Source organism: Paenibacillus amylolyticus (assembly GCF_001570725.1).
Taxonomy (GTDB): domain Bacteria; phylum Bacillota; class Bacilli; order Paenibacillales; family Paenibacillaceae; genus Paenibacillus; species Paenibacillus amylolyticus_A.
Genome location: NZ_BCNV01000001.1, coordinates 1,222,684 through 1,244,492, shown reverse-complemented (window position 1 = coordinate 1,244,492; position 21,809 = coordinate 1,222,684). Strand labels below are relative to the sequence as shown.

Sequence of the window (21,809 nt, the reverse complement as noted above, 5' to 3'; positions counted from 1 at the left end):
ACTCCTTACAGCCTCTATTAATAAAAAATCGTTCATTCATCCCTGTTCCACATGAAGTTCTTGCTTGGAACAGCAAAAGAGCATTACAGCAAATTATAGCATGAATTGGGCTGTAGTTCCACATCCAAACCGCATGTCCCTTCGTCTAATCCGAAACATGCAAGGTTCAGAAGAAGGTTCAGAAAACACAAAAACCTGAGCCTTGCCATCAGGGCTGGAATTAACCGGCCCCTGTTGGCTGTGCTCAGGTTTATATGTTATTCAGACCGCCATAATTGGGGGCTGAAGCTATTACATGTAATTAGTCGATGATTTCAGCAGTGTCGCCATTACGAGCGCCAGCAGCGTTAGCTTCATCTGTATCAATATGCATGTCCAGTGCGAAAGAATCGGATACACGAGCCAGTACATTTTCCAGTACCAGACCACGATCTCCACTCAAGCGAACTTTCAGCAATTGTTTGTCCTCGATACCCCATTTAGCAGCATCCGAAGTATGGAAGTGAATGTGACGAGCAGCAACGATAACACCTTTATCAATTGTTACTTCGCCAGCAGGACCTTTGATCGTGATTCCCGGTGTGCCTTCAATGCTTCCGGACTCGCGTACAGGTGCTTTAACACCAATGGCAAATGAATCTGTCATGGAGATCTCTAGTTGCGTTTCAGGACGAACAGGTCCAAGGATACGCACTTTATCAAACTGTCCTTTCGAACCAATTACCGCTACAGTTTCGTTAGCAGCGTATTGGCCAGGCTGAGACAGAGCTTTAAATTCAGTCAGTTCATAACCTTTACCAAACAAAATTTCAACGTGCTCTTGGGATACATGAATGTGACGGGCAGATACGCCCACAGGTACTGTTTTACTCATCGTAAATTTCACTCCTTGTTTATCTATGGCCTGTACTCAGGCTCTTAACAATCCAATGGTATTATACCCCTTTTTGGAGTGAAATGAAAACGAACTGGTGAAAATTCATGAAATACACATATTTCACCATCATTTCCCGCCTTTATTTGGAAAACGAGCTTCATTCCACCCATTGGGTCGGTCCCAGAGCCCACTTCACTATTTCACGGAAGCCCCTTCATTTTCAGATTATTCTCTGGCAAGTGTTCCCCTAGATAACTCGTCGCATTCCCCCACAACCAGCCACGCACCAAATGTTCATCATAATGCTTGAGCAGGATCTCCGTCACTCTTGGATAGTGTCCTGAGTGTTCAAGTCTCTGAATATATGTTGAAATCCCATCAAAATCGGAGCCCATCATCAGATGATGCTGCCCACCCAGAGAACAAATCTGCTCGATATGAGGTAACAGGTCTTCTATACGTACGTCACCCTCCTGCTTAACAAACCAAGGGACAAACGTCAGTCCGATCCGCCCTTCGCGGGCAATGATGGCCTGAATCTGATCATCTTTCAGATTACGCACATGAGGACATACGCTATAGCTGTTGGAGTGAGAGGCGATAAAAGGACGCTTGCTCAAGTCAGTCAGTTCCCAGAACCCTTTCTCCGTCAGATGTGACACATCTAACAGCATCCCGATTTCATTACACCGGCTCACCAGTTCCTTCCCCTTCTCGGTCAGACCTGCTCCACGCTTCTCCATTACTCCGTCAGCCGCCCAATTGGCATAATTCCACGTAAGTCCAATGATTCGAACACCCATCTGATAACATAACTCCAGATAGAACAGGTTGCCCTCCAGACCGTCCACGCCCTCCAGTGTGATTAATCCCCATGGATCCTCTGTTTGCCCCACCTGAGCCACCTGTTCGCGCCATAACAACGTCTGTGTGCCGCCAAGTCGCTCCTGACTCCTCTCTACGCGCTTACGATAGATCTCCAACTGCCCCATCACATGTTCAAACTTGCCTCTGCCAAGTACTTCAGGTAAATAGATGGCGAATGCCTGTAATCCGACTTTACCCTCTTTCAAGCGTTGCAAATTCACATCCAGTTGTGGAGAATCTTCGAACGAAAGAGCTGGCTGCATCAATATTTTGCTCAGTGCATCACAGTGAAAATCAGCTACACGCCAATCAGACATGGACATCTTAAACCCTCCTCCATATTTTGTTTCAAAAAACGCAAAAAAACCTGTCTACATCGTAAACAGGTTCAATGCATACTGCATGTATTATCTGGGCTCCACAATCAGCTTAATGGCCGTTCGGTCCTCGCCGTCGATCACAATGTCTGTAAAAGCTGGAATACAAATCAGGTCAACTCCGCTTGGTGCTACAAATCCCCGGGCTATCGCTACCGCTTTAATGGCTTGGTTCAGTGCTCCCGCTCCAATTGCCTGCAGTTCAGCATTTCCACGTTCACGAAGAACCCCTGCAAGAGCGCCGGCTACAGAATTAGGATTGGACTTTGCTGAAACTTTTAATACATCCATGGTAAGTACCTCCCTGGGAATGTTGAAAGTTTGTTTCCACTTACTAGATGTTATTCGCGGGAGGCAAAAAAATTCCTTCTTTTTAGACGGGTTTCCCTGCAAAATGGGACAATACCCCTATTCCATGCGCCACTCGTCCTCCATCAGACGAATTTTTTCGATGCGTGTTGCCGCCCCTGTAGCTTCATCAATTTCTACTAAGACACCATGGAAATGCCATTTGCCATCATCCACAACGAAACGTACAGGCAGCTGGGTGTAGAACTTGCGCAGCACGGCCTCACGCTCCATGCCCAATATGCCGTCACGCGGCCCTACCATGCCCGCATCCGTCAAGTAAGCCGTTCCTCCAGGCAAAATCCGATCATCGTTACTCTGTACATGCGTATGTGTACCTACAACGAGCGACGCACGTCCATCCAGATGCCATCCCATGGCAATCTTCTCTGACGTCGCTTCGGCATGCATGTCGACCAGAATACATTTATAGTCCTGACGCAGCTCGTCTACAATCTCATCAGCCACACGGAATGGACAATCCAGAGCAGGCAAGAACGTTCTTCCTTGCAGATTGACAATAGCCAGCTCTTTGCCTTCACCTTTGACAACCGTGTATCCTCGTCCTGGTGTGCCTGGTGGAAAATTCGCTGGACGAATCATGCGCGGTTCATCATCTATAAAATCAAAAATATCCTTATTGTCCCAGGTATGATTACCAAGTGTAATACCATGTACACCCCAGTTGAAAAACTCATTCGCGATCGCACCGGTAATTCCGCGACCTGCTGCCGCATTTTCACCATTTACAATGACCACATGTGGTTTATACTTCGATTTCAGGTACGGTAAATTTTCTTTTAGTGCCTTACGTCCCACGTTGCCTACAATGTCACCAATAAACAAAACTTTCATTGATTACTGCCTCCTCAATTCCTGCAAAGTCCTCTTACTTCGAATGTTGAACTTTGCAGGACTCTATCTCATGCTACATAATGTGTAGTTCGTACAAAAAGCCTTTTAACAGGCTATCAACAGGAAAAGTGGCCCACTACTGCGGCCACTTTTCCCTAATGCTCTATTTTGCGTATTCAACCGCACGGGTTTCCCGAATGACGGTGACTTTGATGTGACCCGGATAGTCGAGTTCATTCTCAATCATCTTCGTGATGTCACGGGCTAAGCGGAAGGCTTCAGCATCATCGATCTTCTCAGGTTGTACCATAACGCGAACTTCGCGTCCGGCCTGAATGGCATACGATTTCTCGACACCTTCGAAGGATTCCGAAATCTCTTCCAGCTTCTCCAGTCGTTTGATATACGTTTCCAGCGTTTCGCGGCGTGCGCCTGGTCTTGCTGCGGAGAGCGCATCTGCTGCGCCAACCAACATGGCAATGACCGAAGTCGCTTCGCAATCTCCGTGATGGGACGCGATACTGTTGATTACAACCGGATGTTCTTTGTATTTCTTCGCCAGTTCCACGCCAATTTCGACGTGTGATCCTTCCACTTCGTGATCCAGCGCTTTACCGATGTCATGCAATAGACCTGCACGTCTTGCCAGAGTTACGTCTTCTCCGAGTTCGCCAGCCATCAGTCCAGCCAGATAAGCGACTTCCATGGAATGTTTCAAGACGTTCTGACCGTAACTTGTACGGAACTTCAACCGGCCCAAAATTTTGATCAGATCCGGATGCAGACCATGCACGCCCACTTCAAAGGTAGCTTGCTCACCGTATTCACGGATGCGCTCATCCACTTCTTTGCGGGATTTCTCAACCATCTCTTCAATCCGTGCCGGGTGAATACGTCCATCAGCCACCAGTTTCTCCAGTGCAGTACGGGCGATCTCACGGCGAATCGGGTCAAAGCCCGACAGAATAACAGCTTCTGGCGTATCATCGATAATGAGGTCAATCCCTGTAAGGGTTTCAAGCGCACGGATGTTACGTCCTTCACGACCGATAATCCGGCCTTTCATTTCTTCATTTGGCAGGGTAACAACAGATACCGTTGTTTCCGCTACGTGGTCAGCCGCACAACGTTGGATGGCGAGTGTAATAATCTCGCGGGACTTTTTGTCCGCTTCTTCCTTCGCTTGTTGTTCAATGTCCTTGATCATTTGAGCCGTCTCATGACGAACTTCCTGTTCTACGTTGGACAGTATGATACTGCGTGCGTCTTCCATAGTGAGGTTAGATATACGTTCCAGTTCCGTCACCTGGTTTTTGTAGATCATTTCGATCTGCTGCTGTGTCTCATCAATTCGTTTCTCTTTGTTAGCCACTTGCTCTTCTTTACGTTCGAGTGATTCCAATTTTTTATCCAGCGACTCTTCTTTTTGCAACAATCGTCTTTCTTGTCGTTGAATTTCATTCCGACGTTCACGAGTGTCTTTTTCAGCCTCGGCGCGAATGCGATGAATTTCATCCTTCGCTTCCAGCACCGTTTCTTTCTTCAGTGCTTCTGCCTCTTTCTTCGCGTTCTCCACGATTTGTACGGCAGCTTGTTCCGCACTAGAGATTTTAGCCTCTGCAAGAGATTTGCGAATAAAATATCCTACTCCGAACCCAATGAATAGCGCGGCTGCAACGAGAGCGATCGTGATTGCAATTTCCATACTGTTCACCTCCTCGTTGGTTCCTCCAAGGCATTCCTTGGGTCAATTTGCAGTTTTCAAACCTTACATATTTTTGGGAATAACGAATACTCACGGCGATCCCCCGCCGATTTTCATTTCACATGTACATGTTTCCACGTACTATTCACTGTTTCCAGCGAACCCATAATTAAGAATGGTATAAATCTTAAGAAACCGAAACCGCTTTTTTGGAAGGAAAAAGGGTTGTCCATTTCTTACAGACTCATGTCCATTTTAGTATTTGACGAAAGAAATTGTCAAGAGAATGCAGTATAGAGACTCCAGTCTACTAATCCCATAACAACGCTTCGTCATCTTCAGGGTCCACAGCCTCATCTTCTTCAATTAAACAATTCACGACCCGGCGCACCATATCCATTGAAAAACCACGTCTCATCAGGAAGGGAAGCGTTTTATGTTTCTTCTCTTTGACGTCCCCTTTGACCTGATTCCATTTTTTGCGTCCGGCGCTCAAAGCAGTCTCAAATTCCGCATCCGCACTTACACCTTCCAGTGCTTCAACAATGAGATCATTGGCAATGCCCTTTTGACGCAGCTCTTGCCTTATCCACAGTTTTCCCTTCCGCTTGCCCTCCATACGCTGTCTTGTCCATTCCTTCGCAAATAGATCGTCATCCACCAGGTTCTCTCGCTCAAGCCGATCCAGTGCCTCTTCAATCAAAGGCGCAGCAAACTCCTTCTGACGAAGTTTCTGACTTAATTCATGACGTGTACGCGGCTTATGCTCCAGAAAGCGCAGAGACTGTGCATACGTCCGCTGTCGCTCGTCCGCTACGATGATTTCCTCCAGATCCTTCTTCATAAACGTATTGCCTTGCGTCATTCTGTATTTAATCATCACATCTTCAAGAACCGTAATGGAGTGAATCCCAAAAGTAATTCGATAACGGGCTTGCCTGCTCTTCGTTCGTTCTACCCGTGTAATGATAAGTTCTTCGTTGTCCGGAAATTGGGAGAGGCCATCCCGTTCTGCTTCTTCATATAAATCCTCGTCATGTTGATCCATTCAGGTCTCCCCTTTCATAACATGTTCATGCTGACTACACTAAGTGCATCTTAACAGAAGACAGCGAACGCTAATACAAAAGACCGGGAACTTAGCCCGGCCTTAACCTCCACAGTTACCTCTGACAGTCAGCGTGCCAACAGCCCCTGTCCACTGGGACAGGGGCTGTTGGACAGCGAGAGCACTCCCACCATAATTCCTTATCCAGATCGAGCCAAACTCAATCAGGCAAGTTTACGGAGTCCAGAGGGCAACTCCCTCCGGGCCCTCCCCACAAGGGAGGGTTTGGGAGGATTACTCGTTGATTTCAAACAGTTCTTGTTCTTCTTCTGCTTCTTTTTGTTGCTCTTCACTAGTTGGCGCAGGAACTGCAGTAGTCAAGTTACTAGCTACACGAATTTTTTGTTCAATGATTTCAGCAATGTCTTTATGCTCTTTCATGAACTGCTTCGCGTTCTCACGTCCTTGTCCTAAACGCTCGCCTTCGTATGAGTACCATGCACCACTTTTATTAACGATGTCCAGCTCTGTACCAATATCAATGATACTGCCTTCTCTCGAGATACCCTCACCGTACATGATATCCACTTCCGCTTGTTTAAACGGAGGTGCTACTTTGTTTTTCACAACTTTAATACGAGTACGGTTACCAATCATGTCATTGCCTGATTTGATACTCTCAATACGACGTACATCCAGACGTACTGTGGAATAAAACTTCAGAGCACGACCACCAGGTGTTGTTTCCGGGTTACCAAACATAACGCCGACTTTCTCACGAAGCTGGTTGATGAAGATTGCAATTGTTTTGGATTTGCTGATTGCACCAGACAATTTACGTAGCGCCTGAGACATCAAACGCGCTTGCAAACCGACGTGTGAATCACCCATTTCGCCTTCAATCTCTGCTTTTGGAACCAATGCAGCTACGGAGTCAATAACGACGATATCTACTGCACCACTGCGTACAAGAGCTTCTGCAATTTCCAGCCCTTGCTCACCCGTATCTGGCTGAGATAGAAGCAATTCGTCAATGTTAACACCCAATTTGCTTGCATATTGAGGATCAAGAGCATGCTCGGCATCGATAAATGCTGCTTGTCCACCAACACGTTGTACTTCAGCAATCGCATGCAATGCAACAGTTGTTTTACCTGAAGATTCAGGTCCATATATTTCAACAATACGGCCTTTAGGCAAGCCGCCTGTTCCTAATGCAATATCCAAAGCCAAGGAACCACTGGGAATAATTTCCACGTTCATATGAGTGGACTCACCCAGTTTCATGATGGATCCTTTACCAAATTGCTTCTCTATTTGACGGAGCGCCATATCAAGCGCGGCACGACGGTCTGACAATAAGCTCACACCCTTTACTGTTTATAAGATAATGATACCTTGTTTTAACACGTTTGCCAAGCTTTTTTTCGAACATACATTCGTTTTTTTGTAAAGGCCGAGGCGCCTCTTCCTCAAAGAAACTTTCCATTAAACAGAAAAAAGAACCGTAAACAAGGCTGCAAAGCCTAATTCTACGGTTCTTCCGTCTTCCTTAATTATACTTGCTTGGAACTGCAAATGCAATCCATGTGGTTAACTAATCAATCCATTGCCACAAGTTTTTGCCATAAGCGATAGAGAATCGCTTTAGCTGAACGAATGCGAACCGTCTCACGATTACCATTGATGCGCAGCTCATGAATTTCCGTCTCTTTTCCACGTTCAGCAAGAGCGATGAAGACAAGTCCAGGTGGCTTGCGTTCCGAATATCCCGGTCCAGCTACACCAGTAACGGCCAGGCCAAAATCAGCATCACCAATCATGCGGATCTGCTCAGCAAGCACTTTAGCAACCTCTGGACTTACCGCGCCAGGCGCATCTTCACCTTCCAGGTAATCATGAGGCACATTCAGCAGCTTTTCTTTAATTTCATTGGAGTAACACACAATTCCGCCTTTAAGCATCGAAGCACTTCCGGGTACAGAAGTCAGACTTTGCATGACAAGCCCTCCTGTACAGCTCTCCGCTGCGCTAAGCGTCAGACCCATGTCAGACATCATAGTTACAATGGTGTACTCTATAGGCACATCCTCGTTCGCGTAGAGATGTTCTGTCAAACGTTCCCGAATCTGGACTTCCATCGCATCCAGCTTCAGCTTCGCCTCTCCCTCACTCGCGGCCTTGGTGGAGACACGTACTGTAACTTCGCCTTCGCTCGCGTAAGGAGCAATCGTAGGGTCTGTCTGCGCGTCAATCAGGTCCAGAAGTCGATCCTCCAGAGCAGATTCACCAATACCTGCGAATTTGAGCATTCGGGAGTAGATCGGCATCTCTTCTGTAAGTACATGCTGGAACAGCCAAGGCTTGACTTCTTGTTCAAACATTGGAATCAGCTCTTTAGGTGGTCCAGGCATCACAACATAATATTTATCATTGTCAGAGATCGCATTTCCTGCCGCAAGGCCCGTTTCATTAGCCAGAGGTGTGCCACCATCAATAACGATCGCCTGACGTCGGTTATTCTCTGTCATATCCACATTACGATCTCTGAAAAAGCTCTCGATTTTGTCCATAGCCATTCGATCGATATGCAATTTCCGATTAAGAACAGCTGCCAGCGCATCCTTGGTCAGATCATCTTGGGTAGGCCCAATGCCGCCGGAAAATAAAATAACGTCTGCACGGCCCTGCGCAATGCGAATGGCTTCACTGAGCCGATTCAGGTTGTCCCCAACCACCGTTTGGAAATATACATCGATCCCCATCGCAGCCAATTCACGGGATAGGTATCTGGCATTGGTATTGACGATTTGTCCAAGCAGTAGCTCTGTGCCAACTGCAATGATTTCTGCCTTCATTGAGCATCCTCCTGTACACGTGGTGAGTGATCAAAGGGCAATAGGATAAATTCCTATTGCCCTTGACCCAATGCTTCCTTCTTGATTACCCATTTTAACAGCAAACCATTATGCTTTTGTTAAATGAAGCAGGTTTTTGTTTTTGATAAAGTAATCGATACCCGACCAGATGGTAATAAGCGCTGCAGCCCATACCGCGATAATATCGACGTGAATACCCGTGTACGAAAACGGGAAATTGTTTAACAGCAACAGCACAATCGCCACAATCTGCACTACCGTTTTCAGCTTGCCCCATGCACTGGCGGCGACAACAGAACCATCCAGCAATGCAATTTGACGCAAGCCGGTAACTGCAAACTCACGACTAATAATAACAACTGCAATCCAGGAATCCAGCTTGCCCATCTCCACAAGCGAGATCAATACTGCAGTAACCAAAAGCTTGTCTGCGAGTGGATCAAGCAGTTTTCCCAGATTGGTAACCATGTTATTTTTCCGCGCAAGGTATCCGTCAATTCCATCTGTGCTTGCGGCGATGATAAAAATAACAGCAGCAATCAGTTGATTATACGGAAGCGAAAAACTTCCAAGCTGAAGCGGCTCTGGATAAAATGGAAAATCCACGAGCAGGAACACCATCAAAAAAGGGATTAAGCAAATTCGTGCAAGCGTAATCCGGTTGGGTAAATTCACAAGACGCCCTCCCTCATATCCTCCATTACTCCAAACATTCATCATAATCCCGTTATCATCATCCGGAACATGAAATGTACAGTTTCAATGTCAATCCAAATTAACATGATCCCACTATGTAGAAACGCAAAAAATAAAGTCAACCGCTCAAAAGCAAAACCGCTTTAAACGTTCCGGTGACTTCCAGAAGATGTACTGCTTTTCACAAAGTCAGCAAACGATGAGGACTGGACTTGATGCATGACTGCCAGCAATGCACACTTAGTATAATATACGCCCAATAGCGTGTCAAAAAACACTTTTGCTACAAAAAGGCCATATCACTTGAAATTTGTATATTGCAAATCCAGAGGCAGGTTAGCACCGTTTAACAGCTGCATTACTGCTTGCAAATCATTTTTACTCTTACCAGTTACCCGCAGCTGGTCTCCCTGAATCTGACTCTTCACTTTCATCTTGGAGTCCCGAATAAGAATATTGATTTTCTTGGCGATGTCCTGATCAATCCCCTGTTTGAAATTCAAACGCTGGCGGACTGTACCAGAAGACGCTGGCTCTACTTTGGCATAATCAATGTTTTTCAATGGTAGACCACGCTTTGCCATTTTGGATTGCAGCACATCAATGACAGCCTTGAGTTTGGTCTCATCATCAGATACGATCGTTAACGCATCCTTATCCAGTTTCAGACTGCTCTTGCTGCCCTTGAAGTCATAACGAGTGCCAATTTCCTTCTCGGTTTGTGTAACGGCATTTGTCAGTTCTTGCAAGTCCATTTTGGACACGATATCAAATGAATTTTCTGAACTCAAACCAGTCACCCTTTCAGTTAATCGTATGTTCTGTAACATTATAGAGGATACCTTAAGCAAAAGTCTAATTTCAAGGCATTTTGTACAAAGAAAAAAGCATTTTTGGCTTCCACTTGAGGTGGTTGCCAAAAATGCTTGCTGGTCCAGCTTCCAACTAATAGCGGCTGCGGTTGGGCTGTCTGAACATATCGAGCACACCCAAAAGCACATGTGCAAGTCCAAAACCCAATATTCCGTAACCCCAAGCACTTGGAGTCAGGTAATAACCCAGGAGGCTGACAATGATGCCTAAACCCGTTACGATCCAGCTGACTGTCATAGCCATCCACCTCACTTCACCAAAAGTTAACTGCAAGTTAAGACAACGTTATTGTCTCCTGCAGTTGACCTGGTTATTCGCTGCCAGTGGTACCCTCTGTACCGTCCGTAGACCCATTTTCAACACCTGTAGAAGAAGCAGTACTGCCACTGTCTTCACCAAGCTGCAGACGGATCCGATTGGTCGCCTTGCCATCCGTTACAACTTGCCCGCCAACCTCAATCGTGGTCGCTGCAGCGTAACCGGACTTAATATACATACCTGCACTATCCAGCTCAAAGGTAAAGCTGTCGCCTTCGGCTGTATTACCATACTCCAACTTCTCCCCGCTGGAGTTCTCGCCCTTGTACACTTCCAGCCAGCTATGACCTGTTGCTTTGATCGTAACCGTTACAGGTTTGCCTGCACTTCCATTGACTTTAAAGTTCGTAATATTTCCTGATTTTCCATCTTCTGCAACCGTTACAGTAGAAGGAGAATTGTCTGTCGGTTCTTCCTGATCTTCACCCGTCTGTCCGTCTGTTTGGCCATCAGTTTGACCATCCGTCTGTCCTTCAGTGTCCGTACCGCCACCATTACCACCAGCGTCACCTTCACCAGTACCCTCATCAGTGCCTGAATCCGTCGCAGGAGGGTTAGACGCCTGTCCGTTGTCTGCAGGTTGATCCGGTTTATCCTCAGGCTGCTGCTGACTGTCTGTAATTTTGACCGAGTCCAGCCCTTGGTTATCCTCAGGATCATCCTTATTCAACACAACGTAAGCATACAATAAAACAACAATCAGAATCGGGAATGTCCACATCAGTGCAACTGACATCCATCGATTACTACGCTCAACCGGACGGCTGGAACGCTTCTGAATAACCGGTTCCATCGTTGCTTCCGCCTCTTCTGCCGGTACGTCCTTTTTGTGTCCCTCCAGCAGCTCATCAGGGTTCAGTCCCACGGTCTCCGCATAGGTTTTAATGAAAGCACGCACATAGAAGCTGCCCGGCAGCACTTTGTAGTCTCCTGCTTCTATGGCCTCCAGATACCTCTTGCGAATTTTTGTCATTTCCTGTACATCGTCAAGACTCATCCCTTTTTGCAGCCGGGCCTCTCTTAACTGCTGACCCAGTTCAGACATGCCATCTCCTCCTTATGTTTATCTCTTGAGTTGTTGCTAATCTATTCCATGATTCCGTACGGTTCCTTACAATTCATCGGTGTAGCTAGCCGTAAACGTATCATAAATAATTTCTTCATTCGGATTGTTGCGAAGTTCAATAATAATATCAAAATCATTAAAATCATATTCGGATTCCTGTACAAAAATATCCGGATGTTCAATAACTTTGGTACTAGGCATGGTCATAATATCCTGCAACAGGTTGTAATGCCGCTCACTGGAGCGGATGGTGCTAACAATACCGTCGATAATGAACACATTGTTTGGGTTCAATTCGTCCTCGGAGAGCTGGCTCCTTATGGTCTGACGAAGAAGTGTGGAGGAAACAAACGTCCAACGCTTCATTGCACATACGCTACCCGCAATAATGGACTCCGTCTTGCCAACACGAGGCATTCCGCGCAAGCCGATGACCTGATTACCTTCCCTCTTAAATACTTCACCCAAAAAGTCCACAAGTAACCCAAGTTCATCTCGTGTAAAACGAAATGTCTTGCGATCATCCGAGTCACGGTCAATGTATCTGCCATGACGTACGGCCAGAATATCCACCAATTTAGGTTGACGCAAAGCCGATACGGTGATGCTGTTTACTTTGGCAAGCATTTCACCAAGCAAACGAATCTTCTCATCATCATCCGATTCAAGTAGCATACCTCGGGTTTTGCCTTCTACACCGTTAATGGTCAATATATTTACTTCAAGCATCCCCAGCATAGAGGCAATATCGCCTAACAAACCAGGTCTGTTCTTATGTATTTTATATTCCATGTACCATTGTTTAGATTCCATTTCAACACCCCGTAATGCATTATTCCACATTATTCGACAGCAACAGAACGTGTCCACTGGACAACAATCTGAGACATCTTCTAAAAATGGGTCACGTTAATGATATATAAAATGAAAATGAATTACAAGAACAGCTCTGTAATCCGTTTGTAATCATTAGAGAAAAGCCCCCTTGCGGGAGCTCTTCATCTGAAATCTTATGCGTTTTGTTTGGCCAATTTGACCATCAGGCACGCAATCGTACGACGCTCATCTGCATCGCCGACATCCCATAATTCTTTCAATGCCCGGTTGGAATGATTCGCCGGATCGACTTTCTCATCGAGGAAGTCACCGATTTCATACGCAAGTTTGTTGATGGTATCTTCACTCATCCCCATCTTCTCTGCTTGCAGTACGCGGTCACCCAGGAACTTCTTCCATGTGTCAAAACTGGAGAGCACTGTTTTTTCTGTTGACATGATAAATCCTCCTTAGCTGTCGCATGAGATTTAAAATCAACAGTTGTAATATGTGCTTTCGAGGCATTTTATATACGAGCATTTTGAAAATAATCCGGAAGGCGGCTGTTTCTCGCCAACCTTCACCTGTTCCGTCACTGCCAGACAAGTTCTCTTGCTGGTTTACGTTAGCCATCCGCCATTTGGACTGATAATCTGCCCATTGATATAACCTGACTCAGGGAGGGCCAGAAAATAAACCAGTGATGAGATTTCATCAGGTTGAGCAAGTCTTCCTGCCGGAATCTCCTCTTCCAGCATCTTCAGTTCACTTTGATCCAGATGGTTCAACATAGATGTCTGAACTGCGCCAGGAGCCACAGCATTCACCGTTACTCCAGAAGGTGCGAGTTCTTTGGCAAGGGCCTTGGTGAATGCATTTACCCCGCCCTTTGTTGTTGAGTACAACACCTCACAAGAGGCACCAGACAGGCCCCAGATCGACGACACATTTATGATTCGGCCATACCTTTGGGAGATCATGTGCGGCATCATTTCCTGTGTGCACATAAACGTGCCTTTCAAGTTAATTGCCATCACTTCGTCCCAGATTTCCTCGGTAACATCAGACAACAGTCCATAGTGCGAGATTCCTGCATTGTTCACAAGGATATCTGGCATGAGATTGTGTGACTCTAGCTTCTCACGCATACGCTCAATCTGTTCCCGGCTCCGAAGATCCGCAGACACGGTCATGATCTTGCCACTGCCCTGTTCCATGCATCGTCGGGCCGCTTCATTTGCTGCTTCATGCGATTTCATATAGTGTATTACGACATTCATTCCGACTCTGGCGAAACGTTCTGCGATAGCCGCTCCAATGCCACCGCTTGCTCCAGTAACCAGTACAGTCATTTCCCCGATTGCCTTCAATTGTCCTGTTCCCCTCTCCATATCAAGGACTCACGACTAGCGATACGGCCAGTTGATCCCAACGAATATGCTCTCTCAGTCTGCGATTTACATCTTCCAGTGTAATCGATTCATAGAGCGGAAGCATATTGAAGAAATCACCCCCACGGAATTGCTGACGTGTAAATTCATGTGCAATGTTCTCCGGAGAATTGAGCATACGCAAATATCCGCCTATTTTCTTTTTTCGTGAACGTTCAAAATCCGTAGAATCAAACCCTTTTTGCACAATAGCATCCACTTCTTCACGTATACGCGCCAGCAGTTGGTCCGGGTCTTTCGTATCCCCACCAATGGCTGAAAACGCGTATTGCGGAGAACTGTTATACTCATGTCCAAAGCTGTCGGAAATCAGGTCTTCATCGTAGAGCTTCTGAAATAACCTCGTGCTAGAGCCAAACAGAAGATCCATCATCAACTGCGTTGTCGTATCTCGCCGTAACAGTTCTTCTCCAGTGAGTCCAACGTCTGTCTCCTTGAATCCAAATAAACATTTGGGCAAAGAAACCGCCAGTTTCGCTTCCCGTCTGGCTTCTCCTACCTGCTCAGGCTCCTGTTCGAAGAAGCGTTGGATACTGCCCTGTGGCTTATAGTCCTTCTGTTCCTGGTTCGAACGAACCATATCAATGACTTCCTGGGGATCGACACCACCCACCACAAACAAGAGCATATTGCTCGGGTGATAAAAGGAGTTATAGCAGGAATATAGCGTTTCCTTCGTGATCGTACTGATGGATTCCACCGTTCCTGCAATATCGATATGCACCGGATGTTTCTGATACATGGCTTCGATCAGTCCAAAATAAACACGCCAATCCGGATTATCAGCATACATGTTAATTTCCTGTCCAATAATGCCTTTTTCCTTTTCCACATTTTGATCCGTGAAGTAAGGATTTTGCACAAAGTCGACTAATGTTTGTATATTTTCATTCACATATTCGGTCGCTGAAAACAAATAAACCGTCTGATCAAAGCTCGTAAACGCGTTAGCTGAGGCACCGTGAGATGCAAACGTCGCAAAAATATCGCCCGTTGGTTCTTCGAACATTTTATGCTCCAGAAAATGCGCAATCCCATCCGGAACCTTCACTTCTTCCTGTCCTTCAACCTGAAAATGATTATCCACCGATCCATACTTGGTTGCAAACGTCGCATACGTTTTCTGGAATCCCGGTTTAGGCAAAATATAGACATGCAGTCCGTTATCCATCACTTCGTAATATAGTATCTCCTGCAAATGCTCATACCGTATGCTCTCCACCGATTATTCCTCCTTCTCGTCCCGCAAGAAATAAATCGTATCCAGACGGAATTGTTCTGCCGCCTCACGAACATCTTCCTTGCTAATGTGTTCTACCTGAGCTAACAATTCTTCAGCCGTTCTCTCTTTGCCAGACAACTGCCGATTGAAGTCATAAGCGATCATTTCAAAGGCAGAATCCTGCATTTCCTTAAGCAGATTACGGATCATTGCTTTGGTCTGGGACATTTCCAGATCACTGATTGTACCGCTTTTCATTTCCTCCAGCTGCTGCTTGATGATCGTGACAGCCTTCTCATAGTTGGGGATTTCAATCCCGGATTGAATCGTTGCAATGCCTTTGTGTCCGTCATATCGGGAAGACGCGTAATACGCCAGGCTTTCTTTTTCACGAACATTCACAAACAGCTTGGAATGAGGATATCCGCCCAGAATCCCGTTGTACATTAGCGCTGCTGCATACCGAGGATCTCCATAGGTAATCGATGTGCGTAGTCCCATATTAAGTTTTCCCTGACCCACCTTCAGTCGCTCAACTACAGTCTCTACTTCCTTATCCCCTCGAACCGCTGCCTGTGTCTGATAATCGGAGGAGGATGTTCGATCCACATTGAAATGACGCTGAACGAGGTTCTCAACCTCCTCCAGTGTCGTATCCCCCACCACATACAGATCCATGCTCGCCTGCTGTAGCCACTCTTGATAAGACGCAGTCAGTGTGTCAGGCTCAATCCCGGGAAGATCCTTCCGCTCACCCAGTGGGTGAAGACGGTACGGCTCATTCTTGCACATTTCCTCAATACTGCGTTCAGCGGCATAGCGCATTTTATCATTCACGATGGACTCCAGCTTTTTACGTACAGTCTCTCGCTCTGCTTGTACATAAGACGTCCTGAAATGTCCATTCTCCTGTGCAGGTCGGGTAAGAACCTCTCCAAGGAAGGCAAATGAACGATCCAGTAACTGCTCATCCCCTCCAACGAAGGAATCATTAATAGTATCCATCCGGAACTGTACGATCTGGTAATCCCCGCGTTTATACACGTCAAAACCAAAACCCGCTCCATACAGATGTTCCAGTTGTTCACGAAATTGCGTTGTTTCCGGATAGGATTCCGTGCCGCGCCGTAGAACAAAAGGTGTCAGGGCTACTTTGGTTACCGTATCTTCCCGCAAAGGAACTCCTGCATATAGCGATATCGCAAACGTTTTGAAACGTTTGGTCGGAAGCACATGTATACGAAACTCTCTCTTGCTACCTCGTTCGAATCCTGATGTATTCAAATGTCAAAACCCCTTTACGGCGTCATTTATCGTGCAATCGTGAAGCTTAAACGTAACAACCATTTTAACCCAATCAAAAGGCAAGAAGCAACCGAAGTCAAGCCTTCTGGTTGCTTCCAACATCATCACATACAAAAAATATGCTGCCCGATTGTTTTCACCTGTGGACGGGTCCAGATCCATTTGGATGTTGCTGTCTTCGGATTAAAATAATAGAGGCATCCGCCTGACGGGTCCCAGCCATTCAATGCTTGTTCAACTGCCTTTTTGGCTTGTGCGTTCGGTTCCAGGTATATCTGTCCGTCCGCTACAGCCGTAAATGCACCAGGCTGAAAGATTACGCCAGAAGGTGTACTTGGAAAACTTGGTGAATTTACGCGATTCAGAATTACTGCTGCTACCGCGACTTGACCTTCGAACGGCTCCCCCCGGGCCTCGCCATAAACAGCGTTAGCCATAATTTTGAGTTCATTCTCCGAGAGACCGAGTGCATTGGCAGACCCCATATTATCCTGCTCTTTGTCTGCTGTGTTGCTGCCGCTGCCCTCACCCCCACCTGAGGATTCCTTGTGAAGTGGCGGTTCTGTTGGCGACCATTTGGTTGAAGCATTGTACAGCTTGAGCTTGGTTGCAGCTCCAACCACACCATCTGCCTTCATGCCAAACTCGGATTGAAACCATTTGACCGATTTCAGCGTGCTGCTGCCAAAATTACTGTCGATTTTACCATTGTAAAATCCCAAGTACTTCAGACGACCCTGAAGCTCGTATACATCCTGACCGTAACTTCCATATTTCACTGTATTGCTGCTAAACGTAGGTAAGGCCTTTTCTTCTACCTGCGGTGTACGCTCGGCTGAACTTTCAGTTGCTGCATTCCCAGGAAGCAAATAACGAATTCCCAATGCGGATATCAGCAAAATAGCAGTGAAAAGCCATAGGTTCATTTTTCGCATAGACTGTGCTCTACCTTTCTCTTGTGGGATTAACAGAATCGCTAAGGTTATTATGACAAGCCTGCTTGCTTCCTATGCACCAAAACATCCGATCTTTGGAGTAGATGGCAAAAGTTCAGTCCGATCGGCAAGCAAAAAGCCCTCAACCAATAAGGTTGAGGGCTTAAACGATTCATTGTAACCATGTTACATGTTACACTACGAGCTTATTTTATTCTGTTGATACTGTTCAAGTGAAACCAGCACTTCCCGTGGTTTGCTGCCCTCGTAAGGACCAATTACACCTCGGGCTTCCATGGAGTCAATTAAACGTGCTGCACGTGTGTATCCAACCCGCATACGACGTTGTAGCAGGGAGACTGAAGCTTGTTTTGCCTCCAAAATAATCTGTACAGCTTGCTCATATAACTCATCCTGTACTTCATCAGCTGCCTGAATGGAGTCATCTACCTCAGGTACAATGGACTCATCATACTGCGCTTCGCCTTGACCGCGTACATAATTAACAATATTTTCGACTTCTTCATCGCTCATAAAGGCGCCTTGTACACGAACTGGTTTCGATGCGCCCATAGGCATGAACAGCATGTCTCCACGGCCCAACAACTTCTCAGCCCCACCCATATCTAAAATCGTTCGAGAATCCACTTGTGAGGATACCCCGAAGGCAATCCTGGAAGGAATATTAGCCTTGATTACCCCGGTAATAACGTCAACGGAAGGACGTTGTGTGGCAATAATCAGATGGATTCCGGCTGCACGAGCCATCTGGGCAAGTCGCGCAATCGCATCTTCCACATCTCCGGCTGCAACCATCATGAGATCTGCAAGCTCGTCCACAATAACAACGATATACGGTAGAACAGCGGCAGGATTATCTTTCATCAGATTGTTGTAGCCTTCAACGTTCCGCGTACCGGATTTGGAGAACAGTTCATATCTTTTCTCCATCTCAACCACGATCTTTTTGAGCGCAAGTGACGCTCGTTTAGGATCCGTTACTACCGGTGCCATCAGATGGGGAATTCCGTTATATACGTTCAACTCAACCATCTTAGGATCCACCATCAAGAACTTCACTTCATCCGGCTTTGCTTTGTATAAGATGCTGGTAATGATGCCGTTAATACATACCGACTTACCGGAACCTGTAGCACCCGCCACCAGCAAATGGGGCATACGAGCCAAGTTACCAATGATCGTCTGTCCGGAGATATCTCGGCCAAATGCAATGGTCACTTTGGATTCAGCATCCTGGAACGTTGCTGTCTCCATTACTTCACGCATCGTTACAACCGATACCTCGCCATTAGGTACCTCGATACCTATTGCGGACTTCCCGGGAATCGGCGCTTCCATCCGTATATCTTTTGCGGCCAGAGCCAACGCGATATCATCAGTAAGACTGACAATCCGGCTGACTTTAACACCAATATCAGGCTGAATTTCATACCTTGTAACAGCAGGTCCTCGAACCACTTCAAGTACTTTGGCGCGTACACCGAAGCTTTCCAGTGTGGCTTCCAGTTTGCGCGCTGTCTGCATGTAATCCTTCTGGTCACCCGCTTTGCCCCCATTGTTCGGCTTGGCAAGGAGACGGAATGAAGGCAACTTGTACGGCTTCGGTGGCGGAGGCGGTGGTTTGATTGGTTGTACGTCCTGCCCCTCAGGAGTTGGACTATCTGTTACCGGCGTTGCATCAGTCGGCACTTCATCTCCACCCTGAATGTCATCCACAGCATTCGGCACGCCCGTTCCCGCATCGGATGCAGCCCACTCTGTCTCTACCAGTTCATCCGTTATTTTAATGGCATGCTCGCCCTCTTGAACAGCGTTGGTATCGGTGAGATCATCCGGGAAAGGATAAGCATCATCCAGATCATCTTCAATACTTGAATCTTCTGCTCTGACGTGCTCAAAAAAGTCTCGAATGATCGGCGCTGAGTTAGGTTTAGCCTGAACGGGAACATGTGATGGAGCGGATTTATTCGCTACGTCTTCGGTTGCATCCTGCCAAGCATCTGGACGGTGATCTTGTTCGGCGCGATATACAATCTGTTCTGTTTCTGCCGAATCTGCCTGATCGATTTCACGTCCTGATTTCGCCTGTTCCCGATCAGCTCCCCATTTTCCAAACAGTTGGAAGAATATTGGCGCTTTTCGTTTAGGCAGACGCTGTTCCTCTAATTCATCCTCATACTCGTCTTCATCATCTTCAACAGGGACAGGTACCACTTTACGAGCGTTCCCTTTCTTCCTGGCATCAGAAGTTGAAGCAGAACGTGCAGAGGGCCTTGCCTCCAGCTTCTTGTACATTGAACTCCCGGCATCCCAAATCTTTGTACGGAATATTCGGATCAGATCCACATAAGACAGGTTCGTAATCAGCATAAAACTGATAACAAACATGACGATCATGATGAGTCTTGCCCCAAGACTTCCGAACAGCCACAGAAACAGAGCAAATTGCCCAGCTCCGAGATACCCACCGCTGATATCCTTGTTAAGCATGGAGTCCCTCTCACCTGGCGCAGCAGGGGTTAGCAACTCAGTTTGCATATCATTATGTACCTGTGTGATCACAGCACCAGGCTCAAGCGCACCCACCGGAATGAGCTTCTGGTGCATTGCAGAGACGGTGCTCATCAGAGTTAAGGCAAAGACCAGCAATACCAGTCCTGTCTTGCGCGTGGTCCAGCCACTCGGCCATTTCCGGTGAATCATCACCATGAGACCATAATAAATACCAACAAGTGGAATCGCAAAATAAAACTTACCAAGCATCAGTCCGAACATCTTGGAAAGCGAACGTCCAACGGTGGCTTCACCCGATAATGCAATGACAGCAAGGGTAATAAGCACAATCCCGTAAATTTCATATTTTAAAACGCCGCTAAAACCAGCGCCCTTTTTTTTCCTCTTTTTTCTTCTGGCCAAAATCAGGTCACCCCCAGAAGAATATTATACCATACAAATATAATCCGTACATATGTTCTTTTTCTGCTCAATTTGTCTGAATTCGTCGCGTTATGTTGATCCCAAGTTACCTGAAAGCGGAATGGTCGAACCCGGCATATTGGCAGGATTGAGATAGGCTTCAAGCGGACAATCCAGTAATCGCACAATAACGGCTTCATTGTCATTCACAGGCCTCACCTGCATTAACAAACCATTCATCTTGATCTCCCTCGTATCTTCGACCTCTTTCCACATCCCCGACCAGAGTTGTTCAGGAGGCATCACGGTGTATAGTGTCATTGGGTATAACCTCCCGCCTGCAGGGTCTGTCTCTTGTCTCCTATGAGCTGATTTAATTGAGCAATAGCCTGCCCAATCCCGCCCACTGCATCCATCAATCCATATTTCACTGCATCTGCGCTTCCTACAGCTGTACCAATATCCCGATTCAACTCACCGGTCTTAAACATCAGTTCTTTGAACATTTCTTCAGAGATATTCGAATGAGAAGTTACGAATCGAACGACTCGTTCCTGCATTTTCTCCATATACTCAAACGTCTGAGGTACACCAATGACAAGGCCGTTCATACGGATCGGATGGATCGTCATCGTTGCACTCCCGGCAATCAGGGAATACGTTGAAGCTACTGCAATCGGTACTCCAATGCTATGCCCTCCACCAATGACTACAGTTACCGTAGGTTTGCTCAGGGAAGCAATCATCTCTGCAATGGCCAGACCCGCCTCTACGTCTCCACCTACTGTGTTCAGAATGATCAGAATACCTTCAATACGCTGATTCTGTTCTGCAGCCACTAACTGTGGAATGATATGCTCATACTTTGTTGTTTTATTTTGTGGTGGCAGAATTAGATGCCCTTCCACCTGCCCGATAATCGTCATACAAAAAATGTTGGATTCACCTGCTGGCGACTGTGTCTGCCCAAATTGCTGAATAGTCTCCGTCACGGGAGAGATATCCTTGTCCTCTTGTAACGGGATCTCCGGTGCTTCAACCTCCGGCTGATTGGATCTTGACGCCTGCTTGCCATTCATACGTTCATTCATTTCATTAATCCCCTTCCCCAGAAACATTTAATGTATTTCCTTAGTATGGGGATTTTTCCAACCGCCTTATACCCGACACATCAAATTGCTTCACATATTGGCGTTCTCCCAGAAAAACGCAAAAAAAGCCCCTTCTCTACGAG

21 protein-coding genes are annotated in these 21,809 nt (G+C 46.5%); all 21 read right to left on the bottom strand.

Annotated features, from left to right (window positions below; all coding sequences use genetic code 11):
• Window positions 1–301: 301 nt before the first annotated feature.
• A complete protein-coding gene (gene pduL / locus PAHA3_RS05755) occupies window positions 302–874 on the bottom strand; it encodes a phosphate propanoyltransferase (protein WP_062833854.1) in 573 nt (190 codons plus the stop codon).
• Between the two features lie 203 nt (window positions 875–1,077).
• Entirely contained in the window at window positions 1,078–2,067 is a 990-nt protein-coding gene (locus PAHA3_RS05750) for a dipeptidase (protein ID WP_371327899.1), read from the bottom strand.
• Window positions 2,068–2,151: 84 nt separating this feature from the next.
• On the bottom strand, window positions 2,152–2,412 hold the full coding sequence (locus PAHA3_RS05745; RefSeq protein ID WP_007430104.1) for a stage V sporulation protein S: 261 nt from the start codon (window positions 2,410–2,412) through the stop codon (window positions 2,152–2,154).
• A gap of 117 nt (window positions 2,413–2,529) precedes the next feature.
• Complete coding sequence (locus PAHA3_RS05740; RefSeq protein ID WP_062833853.1) at window positions 2,530–3,324, bottom strand: TIGR00282 family metallophosphoesterase; 795 nt, start codon at window positions 3,322–3,324, stop codon at window positions 2,530–2,532.
• 163 nt (window positions 3,325–3,487) lie between these two features.
• On the bottom strand, window positions 3,488–5,029 hold the full coding sequence (gene rny / locus PAHA3_RS05735) for a ribonuclease Y (RefSeq protein WP_036670418.1): 1,542 nt from the start codon (window positions 5,027–5,029) through the stop codon (window positions 3,488–3,490).
• Between the two features lie 310 nt (window positions 5,030–5,339).
• Window positions 5,340–6,077, bottom strand: coding sequence for a regulatory protein RecX (locus PAHA3_RS05730; RefSeq protein WP_062833852.1), 738 nt, complete (start codon window positions 6,075–6,077; stop codon window positions 5,340–5,342).
• A gap of 294 nt (window positions 6,078–6,371) precedes the next feature.
• Window positions 6,372–7,436 (bottom strand): recombinase RecA, encoded by a 1,065-nt coding sequence (gene recA, locus PAHA3_RS05725; protein WP_062833851.1) that lies wholly within the window; start codon window positions 7,434–7,436, stop codon window positions 6,372–6,374.
• A 242-nt stretch (window positions 7,437–7,678) separates the two neighbouring features.
• Window positions 7,679–8,935, bottom strand: coding sequence for a competence/damage-inducible protein A (locus PAHA3_RS05720; RefSeq protein WP_062833850.1), 1,257 nt, complete (start codon window positions 8,933–8,935; stop codon window positions 7,679–7,681).
• Window positions 8,936–9,043: 108 nt separating this feature from the next.
• Window positions 9,044–9,631: a CDP-diacylglycerol--glycerol-3-phosphate 3-phosphatidyltransferase gene (gene pgsA, locus PAHA3_RS05715; RefSeq protein WP_062833849.1), complete on the bottom strand. Its 588-nt coding sequence runs from the start codon at window positions 9,629–9,631 to the stop codon at window positions 9,044–9,046.
• Window positions 9,632–9,951: 320 nt separating this feature from the next.
• On the bottom strand, window positions 9,952–10,443 hold the full coding sequence (locus tag PAHA3_RS05710) for a YajQ family cyclic di-GMP-binding protein (protein WP_017689115.1): 492 nt from the start codon (window positions 10,441–10,443) through the stop codon (window positions 9,952–9,954).
• A gap of 154 nt (window positions 10,444–10,597) precedes the next feature.
• Window positions 10,598–10,762, bottom strand: coding sequence for a hypothetical protein (locus PAHA3_RS30355; RefSeq protein ID WP_167350848.1), 165 nt, complete (start codon window positions 10,760–10,762; stop codon window positions 10,598–10,600).
• Between the two features lie 73 nt (window positions 10,763–10,835).
• Entirely contained in the window at window positions 10,836–11,888 is a 1,053-nt protein-coding gene (locus PAHA3_RS05705; RefSeq protein ID WP_062833848.1) for a helix-turn-helix domain-containing protein, read from the bottom strand.
• 66 nt (window positions 11,889–11,954) lie between these two features.
• On the bottom strand, window positions 11,955–12,722 hold the full coding sequence (locus tag PAHA3_RS05700) for a DUF3388 domain-containing protein (protein ID WP_062833847.1): 768 nt from the start codon (window positions 12,720–12,722) through the stop codon (window positions 11,955–11,957).
• Between the two features lie 197 nt (window positions 12,723–12,919).
• Entirely contained in the window at window positions 12,920–13,183 is a 264-nt protein-coding gene (locus PAHA3_RS05695; RefSeq protein ID WP_062833846.1) for a DUF3243 domain-containing protein, read from the bottom strand.
• A 162-nt stretch (window positions 13,184–13,345) separates the two neighbouring features.
• A complete protein-coding gene (gene ymfI / locus PAHA3_RS05690; RefSeq protein WP_062833845.1) occupies window positions 13,346–14,116 on the bottom strand; it encodes an elongation factor P 5-aminopentanone reductase in 771 nt (256 codons plus the stop codon).
• 1 nt (window position 14,117) lies between these two features.
• Window positions 14,118–15,398, bottom strand: a complete 1,281-nt coding sequence (gene yfmH, locus PAHA3_RS05685) for an EF-P 5-aminopentanol modification-associated protein YfmH (protein WP_062833844.1) — start codon at window positions 15,396–15,398, stop codon at window positions 14,118–14,120.
• A gap of 3 nt (window positions 15,399–15,401) precedes the next feature.
• Window positions 15,402–16,682 (bottom strand): EF-P 5-aminopentanol modification-associated protein YfmF, encoded by a 1,281-nt coding sequence (yfmF, locus tag PAHA3_RS05680; RefSeq protein WP_062833843.1) that lies wholly within the window; start codon window positions 16,680–16,682, stop codon window positions 15,402–15,404.
• A gap of 125 nt (window positions 16,683–16,807) precedes the next feature.
• Window positions 16,808–17,638, bottom strand: a complete 831-nt coding sequence (gene sleB, locus PAHA3_RS05675) for a spore cortex-lytic enzyme (protein ID WP_062833842.1) — start codon at window positions 17,636–17,638, stop codon at window positions 16,808–16,810.
• A gap of 198 nt (window positions 17,639–17,836) precedes the next feature.
• A complete protein-coding gene (locus PAHA3_RS05670) occupies window positions 17,837–20,575 on the bottom strand; it encodes an FtsK/SpoIIIE family DNA translocase (protein ID WP_062833841.1) in 2,739 nt (912 codons plus the stop codon).
• A gap of 90 nt (window positions 20,576–20,665) precedes the next feature.
• Complete coding sequence (locus PAHA3_RS05665; protein ID WP_062833840.1) at window positions 20,666–20,896, bottom strand: YlzJ-like family protein; 231 nt, start codon at window positions 20,894–20,896, stop codon at window positions 20,666–20,668.
• Window positions 20,893–21,666 (bottom strand): ClpP family protease, encoded by a 774-nt coding sequence (locus tag PAHA3_RS05660; protein WP_235599371.1) that lies wholly within the window; start codon window positions 21,664–21,666, stop codon window positions 20,893–20,895. Before PAHA3_RS05660 ends, PAHA3_RS05665 begins: the two co-directional genes overlap by 4 nt.
• Window positions 21,667–21,809: the final 143 nt, after the last annotated feature.

What these genes read in the sequence shown, in the direction of transcription:
- sleB (WP_062833842.1), bottom strand. Translation starts at nt 17,638, where the DNA reads ATGCGAAAAATGAACCTATGGCTTTTCACTGCTATTTTGCTGATATCC.
- PAHA3_RS30355 (WP_167350848.1), bottom strand. Translation starts at nt 10,762, where the DNA reads ATGACAGTCAGCTGGATCGTAACGGGTTTAGGCATCATTGTCAGCCTC.
- PAHA3_RS05705 (WP_062833848.1), bottom strand. Translation starts at nt 11,888, where the DNA reads ATGTCTGAACTGGGTCAGCAGTTAAGAGAGGCCCGGCTGCAAAAAGGG.
- PAHA3_RS05740 (WP_062833853.1), bottom strand. Translation starts at nt 3,324, where the DNA reads ATGAAAGTTTTGTTTATTGGTGACATTGTAGGCAACGTGGGACGTAAG.
- PAHA3_RS05695 (WP_062833846.1), bottom strand. Translation starts at nt 13,183, where the DNA reads ATGTCAACAGAAAAAACAGTGCTCTCCAGTTTTGACACATGGAAGAAG.
- ymfI (WP_062833845.1), bottom strand. Translation starts at nt 14,116, where the DNA reads ATGGAGAGGGGAACAGGACAATTGAAGGCAATCGGGGAAATGACTGTA.
- PAHA3_RS05660 (WP_235599371.1), bottom strand. Translation starts at nt 21,666, where the DNA reads ATGAATGAACGTATGAATGGCAAGCAGGCGTCAAGATCCAATCAGCCG.
- PAHA3_RS05665 (WP_062833840.1), bottom strand. Translation starts at nt 20,896, where the DNA reads ATGACACTATACACCGTGATGCCTCCTGAACAACTCTGGTCGGGGATG.
- PAHA3_RS05745 (WP_007430104.1), bottom strand. Translation starts at nt 2,412, where the DNA reads ATGGATGTATTAAAAGTTTCAGCAAAGTCCAATCCTAATTCTGTAGCC.
- pduL (WP_062833854.1), bottom strand. Translation starts at nt 874, where the DNA reads ATGAGTAAAACAGTACCTGTGGGCGTATCTGCCCGTCACATTCATGTA.
- rny (WP_036670418.1), bottom strand. Translation starts at nt 5,029, where the DNA reads ATGGAAATTGCAATCACGATCGCTCTCGTTGCAGCCGCGCTATTCATT.
- PAHA3_RS05700 (WP_062833847.1), bottom strand. Translation starts at nt 12,722, where the DNA reads ATGGAATCTAAACAATGGTACATGGAATATAAAATACATAAGAACAGA.
- PAHA3_RS05730 (WP_062833852.1), bottom strand. Translation starts at nt 6,077, where the DNA reads ATGGATCAACATGACGAGGATTTATATGAAGAAGCAGAACGGGATGGC.
- PAHA3_RS05720 (WP_062833850.1), bottom strand. Translation starts at nt 8,935, where the DNA reads ATGAAGGCAGAAATCATTGCAGTTGGCACAGAGCTACTGCTTGGACAA.
- PAHA3_RS05750 (WP_371327899.1), bottom strand. Translation starts at nt 2,067, where the DNA reads ATGTCCATGTCTGATTGGCGTGTAGCTGATTTTCACTGTGATGCACTG.